This is a genomic window from Methylobacterium sp. WL1, assembly GCF_008000895.1.
Classification (GTDB): Bacteria; Pseudomonadota; Alphaproteobacteria; order Rhizobiales; family Beijerinckiaceae; genus Methylobacterium.
In genome coordinates, this window is record NZ_CP042823.1 from 570,599 (window position 1) to 584,522 (window position 13,924).

Here is a 13,924-nt window from a genome sequence, read left to right on the forward strand (position 1 = left end):
GCAAGGGGGAACCCAACGAGTACCTTCTCCGCGAGGACCGCGCGCCTGCCATCAACGGAGCGGGGCATTCAACGGACGAAACGCTCCTGCTGCAGCAAGTGAGGGTTCAAAAACCGCACGATCCCCCGCCTCGCCATCCCGGGGCCACGCAGGGGAGCCCGGGAACCACAACCGCCGACCCTTGAAGGACTTGCGCGGTCGGCGGCTCTGGATTTCGGGATCGCCTACGGCGCCCCGGCATGACGGAGAGGGTTACTCCCCGCCGTTGGGGCGGTCGTAGCCAACGGAGTTGCCGGACGGCCGCGCTCTTCGGTCAAAACCGCCCCCTACAGCTCCAAAACGTCCACCGCGTCCCCCAGCCGGTCCCGGGCGATCTCGGCGACGTGGCGGTGGTGGGTGAACAGGATCGGCTGGACGCTGGCACCGATCTCGGCCAGCGCGTCGAGGCCGTATCCAGTTCGCGCTTCGTCGAACGTCGAGAACAGATCGTCGCCGATGAAGGGGGCCGGCTCGGCGCGCCCGGCGTAATCCTCTAGGTAGGCGAGGCGCAGGGCGAGGTAGAGCTGGTCGCGGGTACCCTCGCTCATGCCCTCGATCCCGACCAGCCCGCCCCCCGCGCGCTGTCCGGCGAGCTTCGGGGTGTCGGCCTCGTCGTAGGTCTGGGCCAGCCCCGCGAAGCCGCCGCCGGTGAGGGCGCGGAACAGGGCTCCGGCCCGCGCCACCAGGGGGTCCTGCTGGCCGGCCCGGTGCCGGGCCACCGCTTGGCCGAGCATCAGGCCGGCGAGCCGCAGCACCGCCAGGGCGGGACGCCGCCTGCAGATCCGCCTCGGCGGCCTTGCGCTCGGCGGCGGCCAGTTCAGCGCCGCTGCCGCCCTTCCAGCTCCGCCCGGCGCCGCTCGGCGCGGTCGCGGTCGGCGTAGATGACCTGGCCACGCTCCGCCTGCTCCTCGGCCTCCATGGCGAGGCGGGCGAGTTCGCCTCGACCGCCTCCGGGGCAAAGACGTCGAGCCGGCGCGGATCTCGGCTTCCGGCAAACCGTCGGCGGCGCCCGCGAGGGCTGCCACGCAGGCGCAGGCGCTCGGCCCGGAGCGACTCCCGGTGTTCAGCCGCCCGAACACCATCTCGATCCCGCGATGGGCGCGGCGGCGAGTCCGGCATGGTCTGCGCACCAATCTGCCGGGTCAGCTCGGCCCGGCGGCGGCGTGCAGCCCGGCTGCGGCCTGTGCCGCCTCCTCCAGATCCGCCAGGCGCCGGTCCAGCTCGGCACGGCGGGCCGCCCGGAGCCTGGGTGGCGACCAGGCGGTCATGCAGCGTGCGAACGGCTGCGGTCGGCGACGTGCCGGCGAGGTCGGGGCCAAGGCGTCGACCAGGGACGCGGCCGTGACCGGAACGCCTCCCGGTCGCGCCGCAGGCTTCGTCGCCCGGCGCTGCAGGTCGGCGCGGGCCGTGAGGCGATCCGGAACGGCGCGCCACGCCTCCAGGGCGCTCTCGGCCTCGTCGGGACGGGCGCCCGCGGCGGACCGAGGGGCGCAGAGCCTCCGCCCACTCGGCCTGCCAAGCGGCCCGGCGGGCCTCGGTCTCGGCCAGGGCCGCATCGAGCCTCTGGGCGGTCGCCGCAGCCGCGCGGAGGAGGCCGGCGGTCTGAAGATTGGCCTCCCACCGGCTCGCCAGAGTGGCGACCCGCGTCTCCACCGCTCGAGCGCCTGCCCGACCTCGAGATCGGGGGCGGGATCGAGGCCGGCGCGGGCGAACAGGCCGGCGAGCGGCGCCCGGGCGGCCTCGATCCGGGCCGAGGCCGGTCCCGCTCGATCCGCTGCTCGGCCAGGCGCTGCTCGGCCTCGATCAGGTTTTCGGTCTCGGTGAGCCAGGCCGCCATCTCGGCCGGCGGGCCGGGAACAGGCCGGCAGGCCGCCACGCTTCGCGCCAGGCGGCCTCGCCCTCGGCGACGTCCTGGACGATCCCGGCGAGCACCCGATCCGCCGCCGCGCAGGCTGCGTCCTCGGCGGCCAGCCGGTCAGGTCGGCGGCGTGGGCCGCGACCCGGGCGGCATCGGCGGCGCGCGCGTCAGCCAGGCGGTCTGCCTCGAACAGGGCGCGCTCGTAGACCGCGATCGCACCGGGCCCGGCGGTGCGCCCGGCCGCGGGGCGTCGCGCAGGAGCGCGAAGGCGGCATCGCGGGCCGTACGGGCGGCGTCGAGCCGCTCTGGGTGGCGATCGGCCGGCCGGCCTCGCGCTCGCGCAGGCGGTCACAGGTGGAGCAGCGGCTGTGCGCCGCGTCCCGGCGGTCTGCAGCACGCTCGTGCTCGCGCCGCTTGCCGTCGAGCAGGGTGCGATAGCGTGCCACCGTGTCGGCGGCGGGCAGGGGCAGGCGGGCCAGAACGGCGGTGTCGGTCACCGGCGGCGACAACCGGCCGGCCTGGTTGCGCAAGAGCGCCGCTTCCCGCCGGATCGCGGTCTCCAGGGCCTCGTGGGCGGCGATGCGCTCGTGCAGCTTCGCGAGTGGCTTCAGGTCCTCGCGCAGCGGCGTCGGATCGTGGGTGGCGCCGGCCGCCTCGACCTCCCGCCAGCCGGTCGCGCTCGGTCCGGGCGACGGCGCCGTCGCGGGCGATCTGCTCCTCGGCGGCGGCCAGGGCCCGGCCGTCGCGGATCAGGCGCTCGACCCGGGCGCGGGCGGCGTCGGTGGGCTGGCCGGCCTCCAGGGGAAGCGAGGTCCGGGACGCCGATCCGGGCGCGCAGGCGCTCCAAGTCGAGTCCCACCTTGTGGGCGTCGCCCTCGATCCGGGGCAGGTCTGTGCCACCCTTCTCGAACTCCTTGGTTCCGCTGAACGCCGCCAGGATTTCTTCGGTGTGCAGGATCAGCGCCGCCTCTACGGGCACGGACTCGGCCTCGCCGCGCGCCCAGGTGAGGGCGGCGTCGGTCCGAGCCGCCTCGGCCTCGGCTTTGCGGCAGCTTTCGAGGGCGGCGCCCAGGCGCTCGATCCAGGCGGCATCCGCCTCGGCGAGGGTGGAATCAGCGGCGATCCGGTGATCCAGCACGTCGATCTCGGCGACGATCGGCCGGGCGCGCTTCAGCCGCTCCAGCCGGGCGCGCTCGGTCGCGATGCGCTGCGTCTCGGCCCGGAGCCCATCGAGCTTCTCGGCGGCGGCGGCGATCTCGTCGTTGAGCGCGCGCCAGTCCCCGGCCCGTAGGCCCTTCTCGCGGATCGCCTTGCGGGCGGTCTCGTGACGCTCCAGTGCCTGGTAGAAGGTCCGGTGCTTGGCCTGCCGGGGCGCGAAGATGCCTTCGGCCTCGGCGTCCAGGGCGGATTGCAGCTCGGTGAGGCCGCGCAGGCCCGAGCCCGCCGCGAACAGGCTGGCGCCGACCTCGCCCTCGACATCCACCATCTCGCGCCCGCCCGCCCGGAGGCTTCCGGCATCCAACCCGAACGCGCGGCAGAACACCGTGCGGGAGATGCCGCCGAGGAATGGCGCCAGGGCGTCGTCCGCCAGCGGCGCCTCGTCGGCGTCGATCAAGGTGCGGGTGTTGCCCTTGCGGCGGCGGAACGCCAGGCGGCGCCCGTCCGCGGCCTCGACCTCGGCGCCGAGGCGCAGCAGCGGCATGTCGTGCAGGAAGGCGTACCGGGTGGTCTTCTCGAAGCCGAACAGGAGGTCGGTCACCGCCGCGAGTGCCGTGCTCTTGCCGGCCTCGTTGGCGCCCAGCACCACGTGCAGGCGGGCGTCGGGCCGGAAGCTCACGGTCCGGTCGGTGAAGGCGCCGTAGCGCTCCAGGGCGAGGCGGATCAGCCGCATGGAACGCGCCTCAGCAGTGCCGGCCGCCGAGGCGGCCCAGGATCAGCGCCTCCGCCTCGGCGCAGAGCGCGTCGAACTCGGCCTCCAGGTCGGCTTCGGCCGCCGCGGTGGCGGGCATCCGCGCGCCGATCTCGGCGAGGGCGGCCTTGGCGCGGGTGCGGAAATCCGGGTCGCGGTCGAGGTCGGCCAGCAAAGCCGCCGGGTCGATCGCCGCCCCGGAGGCGTCCACGGGAGCGCGGGGCCGGCGGGTCTCGATCTTCAGGCGCTCCAGCCAGATGTCCTCGTGCAGCCGGTGGGCGGCGGCCTGGATCTCGGCGGTGACGCCCTCGCGGTCGGCCGACAGCGCGTCGTGGGCCGGCGTCGTGCCGGTGAGGTGGACCCGCACCAGCACGAGGCGCCGCGCGCCACCTCCGCCAGGGGCCGCAGGGCGGCCTCGACAGGTCCAGCGCCGCGCTCGTGTCGGCGGCCGCGCCCAGGTCGACGGTGACCTGCTCGAAGCGCGCCCGGTCGAGGGGGAGGCGGCTGAGGCCGGTGACCCGCCCGTCCGCGACCTCGACCAGGACCGCGCCCTTCGCGCCGCATTCGCGCACGCTACGGCCTTGGATATTGCCGGGGAACACGATCCAGGGATCCCGGGACAGCTCGGCGTACTCGTGGATGTGGCCGAGCGCCCAGTACTCGTAGCCCCGCCCGGCCAGGTCGGCGATCGAGCAGGGCGCGTAGGTCTCGTGGGCGGCGTGGCCGGTGCAGGAAGTGTGGAGGATCCCGAGGTTGAACCAGCCGGGCAGGGCGGCCGGGTAGGTGAGCGACAGGTTCTCCTCCACGGCCCGGGCCTGGAAGCTGCGGCCATGCACGGCGACCCGCACGGCCTCGAGACGCAGGGTCTCGGCTCGGGCCGCCGGGAACACGTGCACCGAGGGCGGCAGGGTGATCGAGCGGGTGATCACGCTCTCGGCGTCGTGGTTGCCGCGGACCAGGAGGGTCGGGATGCCGGCCCGGTCGAGGCGCGCCACCTGCCGGGCGAAGAACAGCCCGATCGTGTTGTCGGCCCAGTCGCCATCGTAGATATCCCCGGCAACCACCACGAAGGCGACCCGCCGCTCGATCGCCTGCGTCACCAGATCCTCGAACGCCTGCCGCCCGGCCGTGGCGAGACGCCGGGCGAGCTCCGCGTCCCGGGTCGCGAGGCCTGAGAGCGGGCTGCCGAGGTGCAGGTCCGCCGCGTGGATGAAGCTGAAGCCCGACATCGGTCTCCGAGGCGCAATCGGTGAGCGGGGGTCTTAGGCCGCCGGGGCGTGCGGCCTCAAGCGTGGCGCTCCGATTGCTGCACAGGCACGAAAGGCCGGTGACCGTCCTGACGGGCTGGGCACGATCGGCCCGGCAAACGTGATCTCCCAGCGGGGTACATTCCTGACCGGGTGCTTCCGGGCAAGGAATGCCTGTGCCGGACATCGGCCGGGGCTTCCGCCGGCGCCGACCGGTCGGCCCGAATCATTGGGTGCGCCAAGCGGCCGCCGTCTCACGGCGTCGGTCTATCCGGCACGCCGCCGGTGCGGGCATCACGTTTCGCGCAGCCACTTCCAGACGTGTTGCTCCGTCCCCTGGCCGCCGATCCGTTGGGCCACCCGGCGCTCGCCACGCCAAGCCTGCGGTGGGGCGCCGTAGCGGTTGCGGAAGCTGCGGCTGAGCTGCGAGATGGTGTTGAACGCGAACACCTCGGCCAACCGGCTGATGGTGCGCCGCTCCATCGGATCGGCGAGGGCGTCGCGCACCGCCCGCAGGCGCTCGCCCTGCACGAAATGCATCACGCCGCCCTCCGGCTCGAACAGCCGGTAGAGCGTGGACCGCGAGACCTGCATCTGCCCGGCGATGAACTCGGGCGACAGCGTCGGCCGCGACAGGTTTTCCTGCACGATGACCCTGGCGAGCGCGAGCAGGGCGCCATTGAGCTCGCGACCTTCCAGCACGTCCGCGGCCTGCGAGCGATCGAGAAGGCGGTGCAGGAAGGCCACGAACTCATGGGCGAGAGCCGGGGCCTCGTCGGCGCGCGTGGTCGGCAATCGGCGGTAGATGTCCGAGATGCGCGCGGCCAGCAACCGGTTGCGGGTCGCATCGAAGAGCAGGCCGTGCTCCTCGAGCGGCAGCCCGTGGAGGCGGTTGCAGGGTACGGCGATGCCGATCGCATCGGCTCGGTCGAGCATCCCGTCGAGCAGATGACGGCGGCCGATGAGGGTCACGGTGCCGGGCGAGGCCGAGACCGGCTTGCCACCGACAGTGCCCTGGAAACGGCCGGATCGGTAGAGCTGGACGATGTAGTGGTCGGGACCGGCCTCGACGCGTCGGCGGTCCCGCTGGAGCCGCTGGGTCGAGAGCAGCGTGCGATGCGCGACGAGGTCATCGATGGGGTACGCGATGTTGCTGCCGAACGGCAGCGGGGCCGAGGGCGTCGTCGGACTGACCGCGTACATCGGCGCCAGGAGGGTGCGCCATCGCTCGAAGGCCTCCCCGGGCGGCAAGCCCGAGGTCGTCAGGAAGAAGTGCGGCAGACCCGGCTCAGCCGTCGTGTCGTCTGCACTCACGCGGCCCGATCCATCACTATCCGACCCGTGCAACGGCGGAGGTTGATCATTCGGCCCTCGGTGGGGCAACTCAAATGCGTGTGTGCAGTCCGCGGAGCGCGAAAGTGTCGCAAGCAGGGCGTCCCTTCGAGGCCGGCGCGAAGACCCGTCCTTTCGTCCGCCGATCCAGAAACGGCGGCGGCGTCCCCGGATCCGCCCCGCTGACTGTTCCGATCCTCGCCTGAGACCATGATCCGGGCGTGTCACGTCCGTCCGATCGCACCGACGACGTAACGGTGCCGTGACACCGGCTTTGCCGTCACCCGTTTGGCGATGCCCCCGTCACACCCGGCGGTGCGACGGGGGCACGGAGTGTTGCGCCGCGTCGTTCAGGCCGCCATGGGCCCGTAACGGCGGTGGCCCTTCACGTCGTAGCGATCGAGCATCATCACCTTGTCCCAGACCCGCACGAAGTCCGCCACGAACCGTTGCTGACCGTCGCGGCCGGCATAGGCGTCGGCGATGTTGCGCAGTTGCGCGTTCGCCCCGAAGACGAGGTCGTTGCGCGTCGCCTCAAACCTGGCCTGCCCGGTCTCGCGGTCCTTGAGGACGAAGGACGTCCCGTCCGAATCGACCTTCTCCCAGACAAGGTTCGTGTCGGTCAGGGTCCGGAAGAAGTCCGTCGTCAGCACGCCCACCCGATCGGTGAAGATGCCCTGGTTCGATCCGTCGTGGTTGGCGTTGAGGGCCCGTAGGCCGCCCGTCAGCACCACCCATTCCGGGGCGGTCAGCGTCAGCAGGTTGGCCTTATCGAGGAACATCTCCTCCGGCGACAGGCGCGGTGCCATGTCCCTGAACCCGCCGTCGACGTAGTTGCGGAAGCCGTCGACGAGGGGCCTCAGCCACTCGAACATCTCGATGTCGGTGAGGTCCTGCGTGGTGTCGGCCCGGCCGGGCGTGAACGGCACGCGCGTCTCGACGCCCGCGTCCCGGGCAGCCTTCTCGACGGCGGCACAGCCGGCGAGCACGATGAGGTCGGCCAGCGAAACCTGCTTGCCGTCTCCGCGCCCGCCGTTGAACGTGGCCATGACACCGCGCAGCGCCTCGACCACGGGTGCGGCCCGGCGATTGACGGCCCAGTCCTTCTGCGGGGCGAGGGCGAGACGGCCGCCGTTGGCGCCGCCGCGCTTGTCGCTGTCGCGGTAGGTCGAGGCCGCCGAGAAGGCGGTGAAGGCCAAGTCAGAGACGGAGACGCCCGTGGCCAGGATCGCTTGCTTCAGGGCGGCGATCTCGGCTTCCCCCACCGGGGCGTAGGCGGCATCGGGAATCGGATCCTGCCACAGCAGGCCGTCCTCGATCGTCACCTCCGGGCCGAGGTAGCGGTGCTTGGGGCCCATGTCGCGGTGGGTGAGCTTGTACCACGCCTTCGAGAAGGCCTGCGTGAAGGCGTCGAAGTCGTTGAGGAACTTCTCGCAGACCTTGCGGTACTCCGGATCGACCTTGAGGGCGATGTCGGAGGTCATCATCATGAGCGGGTGCATCTGCCCCGCGACATGGGCGTCGGGGGTTTTGGGCGCATTCGGGTCCTTCGGGGTCCATTGCAGGGCGCCGGCCGGGCTCTTGGTCTGCTCCCAGTCGAACTTGAAGAGGTTCTCCAGGTAGGCGTTGTCCCACTGGGTCGGGTCGGGGGTCCAGCTGCCCTCGATGCCGTTGGTCATCGTGTCCTTGCCGGCCCCCGTGCCGTTCGGGTTGTGCCAGCCGAGCCCCATCGCCTCCATCGGCGCCATCTCCGGCGGCGGCCCGATCTCCTTGGCGGGGGTCATGCCGTGGCTCTTGCCGAAGGCATGGCCGCCGGCGATCAGCGCCACGGTCTCCTCGTCGTTCATGGCCATGCGGGTGAACGTCACCCGGATATCGTTGGCCGAGCCCTGCGGATCACCGTTCGCGTAGGGCCCCTCGGGGTTGACGTAGATCAGCGCCTGGTGCGAGGCGGCGAGTGGGTTCTCCAGGTCGTAGTCGGCGTCGCCGTTCTTGCCGCGCCAGCGCTGATCGCGGTTGACCATCTCGTCGAAGCTCGACACCGAGCCCATCTCGACCACCTCGGGACCCCAGTAGGTGGCGTCGTCCGCCTCCCAGGCGTCGAGACGTCCGCCGGCAAAGCCGTAGGTCGGCAGGCCCATGATCTCCAGGGCGCAATTGCCGGTGAGCACCATCAAGTCGGCCCAGGACAGGGCGTTGCCGTACTTATGCTTGAGCGGCTGCAGGAGGCGGCGCGACTTGTCGGTATTGCCGTTGTCCCACCAACTCGAGATCGGCGCGAAGCGCTGCATCCCGGTGCCGGCTCCGCCCCGCCCGTCCGCGATGCGGTAGGTTCCGGCCGAGTGCCAGGCCATGCGGATCATCTGCGGGCCGTAATTGCCGTAATCGGACGGCCACCAGGCCACCGACGACGTCAGGAACTGCTTGATGTCGTTCTTGAGAGCGTCCAGGTCGATCGTCCGGAAGGCGCCGGCGTAGTCGAAATCCGGGCCCAGCGGATCGGCCGCCAGCCCGTTCTGGTGCAGGAGCTCGACCCTGAGCCGGTGCGGATACCAGTTCTCCAGGGCGGGACGGCTGCCGAAGGCCCCGCCGACGCGGTCGCCTCCGAACGGGCATTGACCCGCCATCGGGTACGACTGGGTATTGGTCTTGTCGATCGTCGTCGTGGTCATGAATGTCCCCCCTTGGCGCAGGACCGGCGTCACTGGACCGTTCGGTCCGCCAGCCTGTCGCCGACAGCAGCGATCGGCGTGCCGCTCTCGCGAACGGCCGCGCAGGAACGATGCTGCACCGCAAGCGACATCAGCCGCCCGCCTCGAAAATCAAGGTGCCGACGCCACCCATACCGGTACGCCGGCTGGCCGTACGCCTCAGGAAGACGCACCTCACGATTGCGCGAGTCAATGGCGCACAATGGAAGCGTCGGCCATCACTCGGCCGATCCACGCTGCCGACCAGCAGGACGCCATGCGTGCCGACGGTGGGGAAACCGCGCAGCCGCCCGTGGCAAAAGCCGATTGGCCTCGCACAGGAGCGAACGCCTAAGCCCCCGGCGCGTTGAAGCGCGGCGGTGGCGACGGAGCCCGCCGGTGAGGTACGAGTCCGGCCCGATGAACAGCTTCGCCCATCCGGACCGCTCCGGCCTCGCCCCGGCCCTCCCGATCCGGCCGGCCGAGCGCAGTCGCCGGCCGTTCAAGATCGTGAGCTGGAACCTGCTCCGGCGCACCGGCGCCGCGGTGGACGACGTGGCCGCCCTGGTCGCCCAGGAGAAGCCGGACTTGCTGCTGATGCAGGAGGCGACCCGGGCGATCGGCTTCCTGCGCGACCGGATCGGCGGTCACTACGCCTGGGCGCCGCTGCCGGGGCGGATCCACGGGCTCGCCATGTGGAGCCCGAAGCCGTTCGCGACGCCGCCCCGGGTGATCGAGCTCCCGGCAGGCGCCCTGGTGCACCGGGTCTGCCAGGTGCTCGATCTCGGCGAGTTCGGTGTGGCCAACGTCCACCTGTCGCACGGGCAGATGCTCAACCGCCGCCAGCTGCGCCGGATCGTCGGCGAATTGCCGCCGCGGGCCGCGGTGCTCGGCGACTACAACATCGTCGGCCCGGCGCTGATCCCGGGCTTTCGCGACGTCGGCCCGCGGAGACCGACCCACGCGATGGTCGACGTGCTGCCGCTGCGGCTCGACCGCTGCCTGGCCCGCGGCCTGATCTGCCACGAGCACGCGGTGCTGCCGCGCGGGCCCTCGGACCATAAGCCGATCGTGGTCCATCTCGGGCCGGCGCCGGAGGCACACGCCCCCGCGCGCCTCAAAGGTATGGCAGCAGCAGTCGCACGCCTGCGTCGCGCAGACGGATCGGCAGGGCGCGGGCGGCGAGAACCTCACGGCTGAGCCGCGTCTCCATCTTGCCGCGCATGAAAGTATCGAGCCGGGCCGCGAGGTCGGCATCGATGATCTCGACGTTCAGCTCGAAATTGAGACGGAAGCTGCGCATGTCCCAGTTGGCGCTTCCGATGAAGCACCAGACGTCGTCAACGACCATCACCTTGGAGTGATCGAACGGCGGCTCGTCGAGCCAGACCCGCACGCCGGCCCGGAGCAGCGGATCGAGATGCGCCCGGGTCGCCCAGTCGATGAACGGATGATCGCTCACCCGCGGGATGATCAGGTCCACGGTGATGCCCCGGGTCGCCGCCTGGGCGAGGGCGCCGGTCACCAGCTCGTCGGGCAGGAAGTACGGGGTGACGAACCGGACGGTCCGGCGGGCGCAGGACAGCGCCTGGAGGATCACCTGCTCGATCTTCTCGACGTCGGCATCCGGCCCCGAGGTGACGACCCGGGCGACGCTGGTCCCAACCGGCGCAAGGTCGGCGACCCACGGCTCGGAATCGAGGATCTCGCCGTCCACGAAGGCCCAGTCGGCCGCGAACGCCACGGCCAGCTGCTCAACCACCGGCCCCCGGAGCCGGTAATGCGTGTCGCGGATCGGGTGCTTCGGCTTGAGCGCCACGCGGTTGGGCTGTGAGATGTTCAGCCCACCCGTGAAGGCGACGCGCCCGTCGATGATCAGCAGCTTCTTGTGCGAGCGCAGGTTGAGGAACGGCATCCGCCAGGGCAGGGCGGAGTGCATGAACAGGGCCGCCGGCACCCCGAGGCTGGTCAGGCGATGATAGACCGGTGCCCGGAAGTAGCCGCCGCCGATCCCGTCGATGATCACCCGGACCTTGACGCCGCGGGCCTGCGCCTCCGCCAGCGCCGTGCAGAATTCCCGGCCGACGGGATCGTCGCGGAAGATGTAGCTCGACAGCCCGATGCTGGCCTGCGCCGCGCGGATCTCCGCCAGCATGGCCGGGTATCCGGCGTCGCCGTTGCGGAACATCTCGACGTGGTTGCCCGAGAAGGCCGGCAGGCCGGTGATGCGCCGGATCGCCCGGTCGAGGGGCCAGAGCGTCTCTGGCACCACGGCATCATCGGTGTCGGGGAGCTGCGTCGCGTCGGTGGGCTTGGTGCGCAGCTTCCGGGCCCGCCGGGAGACGCGGTTGATGCCGAAGGTCAGGTAGAGGGCGGTGCCGAAAATCGGCGAGAGCCAGGCCAGCCCGATCCACCCGACCGCGACGCTGACCCGGCGCTTGCGCAGCAGGGCGTGCAGGGTGACGCCGAGCGCCAGGGCAATGCCGATGAGCGCCGCGACATCCGCCCGCAACAGGGCGGTGGACTGCAGCCATCGATACAGCGCGTCTTCCAAGGTCTCGGCATCCGGTTCGTGTCAGACGCCGCCGGATATAACCGAAGGAAACGTGGGCGAGCGGATTTAATACGCCCGCAGGGGTGGCTGCGCGCCGCCATCGGCGGCACCGAGCGGGCGGGCACAGCGATAGGGGCCGCTGCCGTCCAGCGCCGCGTACAGGATCCGGCCACCATCCGCGATGCACCGCGCCTTGGCCTCGGCATAGGGCCGGTGGAAGCTCCAGATCGTGATCATCGGCCCGACGGTGCCCAGGCAGACGCCGCCGAACAGCAGGGCCGCGGCCCAGGTCGCGCGGTCGGGCCGCGGACGCGGCGGCCGGGGCGGCGGCATCGCACCGACGAAGGCGAGCGTCAGTCCGAACAGGTCGAGGGTGCTCATCAGCCGTTCCGCGAGGACGTGCCGAGACCGGCAGGACAGGGTGTGCCCCGATCCTAGGGCAGGGCGGAGCTCGAGCCTACGCGTCGCGAGGCACCGGGCCTGCGTCGTATCGCGCCGGGCTCACGGCTCCCAGCGCGGCGTCCGCTTGGTCAGGAACGCGTCGATGCCTTCCTGGGCGTCGGCCATCATCATGTTCCGGGTCATGACCTCGGCGGTGTAGCCGTAGGCCTCTTCCAGGCCCATCTCGATCTGGCGGCCGAACGCCTCCTTCCCGACCGCCAGAACCCGCCGGGCCTTCCCGGCGATCTTCCGGGCCATGGCGGCCACCGCGTCTTCCAGATCCGCGGCCGGCACGGCGCGGTTGACGAGGCCGATTCTGTGCGCCTCCTGCGCGTCGATCGGCTCGCCGACCAGCAGCATCTCGAGGGCGGCCTTGCGCGACACCGCCCGCGACACGGCGACCATCGGGGTCGAGCAGAACAGGCCGATCTGCACGCCCGGCGTGGCGAACCGGGCCCCCTCGGCGCAGATCGCGAGGTCGCAGGTGGCGACGAGCTGGCAGCCGGCCGCGGTCGCGATGCCGTGGACCTGGGCGATCACCGGCTGCGGCAGGCGCGTGAGGCTCAGCATCAGGCGGGCGCAGGTGCGGAACACCGCCTCGGTCGCCGCTCGCGAAGGATCGGCGCGCATCTCCTTGAGGTCGTGGCCGGCGCAGAAGGCCGGGCCGGCGCCGCGCAGGATCACCACGCGCACCCCGGCATCCTCCCGGATCGCGTCGAGTTGCGCTTGAAGGGCGCCCATCAGGGTCATCGACAGGGCGTTGCGCGCCTGGGGACGGTTCAGCGTGAGGGTGGCCACGCCGTCGGCATCGTGGCGCAGCAGGACGGGGGCGTCTGCGGGTGCTTGGGCGGTCAGGGCTGCGGACATTCCGGGATCCTCACTTGAGCTGAGTCGCGCGAAGGGGCGCACATGTGCTCCCGCGGCCGATGCGGGTCATCGTTGCCTGGGGCCGATGCCCCCTGGGATCCGGTTGCGATCGGCATGGCCACGATCGTCTATGAGCGTTTCCTCGCCGGCAACGTGTCCCATGGTGACGGGGATGGCGGTCATGGCCCAGAGCGGCAAGATGCGGTTGGCCAGCTTCGTATCATCATTTTCGCGGCTCAAGATCAGTTTGCTTCGCTTGCCGCTCGAGCTTTTCCCGATCACGTTGCGATCAGAAACAGCGCTAAGCCCTTGATTCAACGTGCTCGCTAACGCCGAACCGGCCTCCACTTCGGCGGCGAGCGCTCAAGTGTCGAAGACCGAGACACGGTGGGCGACCCGCCGAGCGTCCAGCAGATGTTCCGAGTTGCGGGCCCAACGCCGCTCGAGGTCGGCCGGCCGAACAGGATGGCCGCCGCGCTTCACGCGCTCGGCCACGCGGGTCCGCGATTGGAGGAGGCGCGCGATCCCGACAAAGACGAGGTTGATCTGGAAGCCCGGTGCACGGGTCTCGGCCGGGGAAGCGCGCTGGCGTCGACCGGCCGAGGTCGTTGCGAGGCCGAAAGTCTGCCGCCCGTCTCGCAAAGCCCGGCCATGCTCGATGGCGAGGCGGCTCGCACCGGCAGCAACGCGAGGGCGTCCGGATTTACGACCGCGATTGGTCCAGCTGCATAACGGCGGGCCGGATTTGATTTGCCAGCGCCAGTCGGCCCGGCAAAACCCCGGCGCTGCGGTGTCATAGATCGCGGATGACTTGGTCGCCTGCGACATCGAACCGGACCCGTTGCGGCCGTCCGACCGGGTATTCCTTCACGAGCAAGTCTTCGGGCGTATCGTCCTCGACGGAGCAGATGGGAAACCCGGCCTGCCGATGTTCGCGAGCCGCGGAGCCAACGTCGTCGCGGACGCTCAGGAGATCTCGCCGGAGGG

At 71.4% G+C, this 13,924-nt stretch carries 13 protein-coding genes and 1 pseudogene; 2 read left to right on the forward strand and 12 right to left on the reverse strand.

Annotated features, from left to right (window positions below):
• Positions 1–326: 326 nt before the first annotated feature.
• From FVA80_RS30925 to katG, 8 genes and pseudogenes are all read right to left on the reverse strand, one after another.
• Positions 327–794, reverse strand: a complete 468-nt coding sequence (locus tag FVA80_RS30925; RefSeq protein ID WP_246692243.1) for a hypothetical protein — start codon at positions 792–794, stop codon at positions 327–329.
• A gap of 387 nt (positions 795–1,181) precedes the next feature.
• A complete protein-coding gene (locus tag FVA80_RS31820; protein ID WP_281408702.1) occupies positions 1,182–1,307 on the reverse strand; it encodes a hypothetical protein in 126 nt (41 codons plus the stop codon).
• A gap of 757 nt (positions 1,308–2,064) precedes the next feature.
• Complete coding sequence (locus FVA80_RS30930) at positions 2,065–2,427, reverse strand: hypothetical protein (RefSeq protein ID WP_246692244.1); 363 nt, start codon at positions 2,425–2,427, stop codon at positions 2,065–2,067.
• 77 nt (positions 2,428–2,504) lie between these two features.
• Positions 2,505–3,788, reverse strand: a complete 1,284-nt coding sequence (locus FVA80_RS30935) for an AAA family ATPase (protein WP_246692245.1) — start codon at positions 3,786–3,788, stop codon at positions 2,505–2,507.
• A gap of 10 nt (positions 3,789–3,798) precedes the next feature.
• Positions 3,799–4,179, reverse strand: coding sequence for a hypothetical protein (locus FVA80_RS30940; RefSeq protein ID WP_246692504.1), 381 nt, complete (start codon positions 4,177–4,179; stop codon positions 3,799–3,801).
• A gap of 316 nt (positions 4,180–4,495) precedes the next feature.
• A pseudogene (locus FVA80_RS30945) lies at positions 4,496–5,035 on the reverse strand (DNA repair exonuclease); the annotation flags it as partial.
• A gap of 312 nt (positions 5,036–5,347) precedes the next feature.
• A complete protein-coding gene (locus tag FVA80_RS03125) occupies positions 5,348–6,367 on the reverse strand; it encodes a helix-turn-helix domain-containing protein (protein ID WP_147905765.1) in 1,020 nt (339 codons plus the stop codon).
• 368 nt (positions 6,368–6,735) lie between these two features.
• Positions 6,736–9,057, reverse strand: a complete 2,322-nt coding sequence (gene katG / locus FVA80_RS03130; RefSeq protein WP_147905766.1) for a catalase/peroxidase HPI — start codon at positions 9,055–9,057, stop codon at positions 6,736–6,738.
• Between the two features lie 438 nt (positions 9,058–9,495).
• On the opposite strand from katG, the gene FVA80_RS03135 reads away from it, so the two are divergent.
• Entirely contained in the window at positions 9,496–10,275 is a 780-nt protein-coding gene (locus FVA80_RS03135; RefSeq protein WP_246692489.1) for an endonuclease/exonuclease/phosphatase family protein, read from the forward strand.
• On the opposite strand, the gene FVA80_RS03140 is transcribed toward FVA80_RS03135, so the two are convergent.
• From FVA80_RS03140 to FVA80_RS03150, 3 genes are all read right to left on the reverse strand, one after another.
• A complete protein-coding gene (locus tag FVA80_RS03140) occupies positions 10,193–11,629 on the reverse strand; it encodes a phospholipase D-like domain-containing protein (RefSeq protein ID WP_147905767.1) in 1,437 nt (478 codons plus the stop codon). The two genes, FVA80_RS03135 and FVA80_RS03140, sit on opposite strands and share 83 nt — an antisense overlap.
• Positions 11,630–11,695: 66 nt before the next feature.
• Positions 11,696–12,010: a hypothetical protein gene (locus FVA80_RS03145; protein ID WP_147905768.1), complete on the reverse strand. Its 315-nt coding sequence runs from the start codon at positions 12,008–12,010 to the stop codon at positions 11,696–11,698.
• A 120-nt stretch (positions 12,011–12,130) separates the two neighbouring features.
• The gene (locus tag FVA80_RS03150) at positions 12,131–12,937 is read right to left on the reverse strand and encodes an enoyl-CoA hydratase (protein ID WP_147905769.1); all 807 of its coding nucleotides are present in this window, start codon (positions 12,935–12,937) and stop codon (positions 12,131–12,133) included.
• Positions 12,938–13,051: 114 nt separating this feature from the next.
• On the opposite strand from FVA80_RS03150, the gene FVA80_RS03155 reads away from it, so the two are divergent.
• The gene (locus tag FVA80_RS03155) at positions 13,052–13,267 is read left to right on the forward strand and encodes a hypothetical protein (protein ID WP_147905770.1); all 216 of its coding nucleotides are present in this window, start codon (positions 13,052–13,054) and stop codon (positions 13,265–13,267) included.
• 33 nt (positions 13,268–13,300) lie between these two features.
• Here the strand turns inward: FVA80_RS03155 and FVA80_RS03160 are convergent, their stop codons facing one another.
• On the reverse strand, positions 13,301–13,765 hold the full coding sequence (locus tag FVA80_RS03160; protein ID WP_147905771.1) for a hypothetical protein: 465 nt from the start codon (positions 13,763–13,765) through the stop codon (positions 13,301–13,303).
• Positions 13,766–13,924 lie beyond the last annotated feature (159 nt).